We start from the raw sequence: 1,588 nt of genomic DNA on the forward strand, positions 1-1,588 counted from the left end.
CGCGACTTTCAGGCCCTTGATCGTCAACAGTGCGCTCATCAATGGCCTCCCGAACCCAGATACGCTTCAATCACCGCAGGATTCTTCTGCACATCCTGCGGCAAACCTTCGGCAATCACCTTGCCGTAATCGAGCACCGTCATGCGGTTGCACAACCCCATCACCAGCTTCACGTCGTGCTCGATGAGCAGGATCGTGCGGCCGTCGCTGCGGATCTTGTCGAGCAGACCGCGCAACTCGACCTTCTCCGTCGCGTTCATGCCCGCCGCCGGTTCGTCCAGCGCCAGCAGCTTCGGATCGGTGGCAAGCGCACGTGCGATTTCCAGACGACGCTGGTGGCCGTACGAGAGGTTCGCCGCCGTGTAGTTGGCGTACTTCGCCACGCCCACGTATTCGAGCAACTCCATCGCGCGATCGCGAATGGCGCGCTCCTCGGCCTTCGCGCCCGGGTAGCGCACGATGGCGCCGATCACGCCCATCTTCGTGCGCACGTGACGCCCCACCATCACGTTCTCGATGACGGTCATGCCGCCAAACAGACGAATGTTCTGGAATGTGCGTGCAATACCCGCCTTCGCCACTTCGTGCACGGCGGTGGGCTTGTAGGCCGAACCGTCGAGCTTGAACTCGCCCGAGTCCGGGGTGTAAAGACCGGTGATCACGTTGAAGAACGTGGTCTTGCCGGCGCCGTTGGGGCCGATCAGCCCGTAAATCTGCCCCGGCTTGATCTCCAGGCCCACATCGGTGAGGGCCTGCAGACCGCCGAAGCGCTTGTTCACGCCCTTGACGGACAGAAGAATTTGTTCGCTCATGTTCAGGTCATCTCCCTCGGCTTACAGAGTCCGCTCTTCCGGACGCGGCGACGGCCACAGGCCGGCCGGACGGTACAGCATGATCAGGATCATGGCCAGACCGTACAGCAACTGCCGGATCACTTCGGGATCGACGATGACGGTGCCGAACAACTTCATCTGCAACGGGCCCATGGTCGAGCGCAGAATCTCGGGGAACGCCGAGAGCAGCACACCACCCAGGATCACGCCCGGAATGTGGCCCATGCCGCCGAGCACCACCATCGAGAGCACGACGATCGACTCCCAGAACGTGAACGACTCGGGCGAGACGAAGCCCTGGAACGCCGAGAACATGCCACCGGCCACCCCACCGAACGACGCACCCATCGCGAACGCCAGCAGCTTGATGTTGCGCGTGTTGATGCCCATCGCCTTGGCGGCAGTCTCATCCTCACGCACGGCAATCCACGCCCTGCCCATGCGCGAGTGTTGCAACCGTACGCATACGAATGCGATGAGGACGGCCAACGTGACGAACAGGTAATAGTGCAGATAGACGGGATTTGCCTGCCAGCCGAATATCTCGTGATTGCTGAAGAAATTAAACCCGAAAAGCGAGATCGGCTCGACCCCCGTAATCCCCTTCGGTCCATTGGTGATGTTCAACGGGCTATCCAGGTTGTTCATGAAGATACGGATGATTTCGCCGAAGCCCAGCGTCACGATGGCCAGATAGTCGCCGCGCAGGCGCAGCGTCGGCGCACCGAGCAGAATGCCGAACACGGCAGCGACCG

The 1,588-nt window shown here is 61.4% G+C and carries 2 protein-coding genes; both read right to left on the bottom strand.

What is annotated here, in order from left to right; translation table 11 throughout:
- Positions 1 to 38: 38 nt before the first annotated feature.
- Positions 39 to 812, bottom strand: coding sequence for an ABC transporter ATP-binding protein (locus tag PAN31108_RS26170; protein WP_150671655.1), 774 nt, complete (start codon positions 810 to 812; stop codon positions 39 to 41).
- 21 nt (positions 813 to 833) lie between these two features.
- On the bottom strand, positions 834 to 1,588 hold a 755-nt coding region (locus tag PAN31108_RS26175), incomplete at its 5' end, for a branched-chain amino acid ABC transporter permease (protein WP_150671656.1).

This window comes from Pandoraea anhela (genome assembly GCF_902459655.1).
In the GTDB taxonomy this organism is placed as follows: domain Bacteria; phylum Pseudomonadota; class Gammaproteobacteria; order Burkholderiales; family Burkholderiaceae; genus Pandoraea; species Pandoraea anhela.

Bases quoted from the DNA above. Each gene is read 5' to 3' on its own strand.
- PAN31108_RS26170 (WP_150671655.1), bottom strand. From the start codon at position 812: ATGAGCGAACAAATTCTTCTGTCCGTCAAGGGCGTGAACAAGCGCTTC.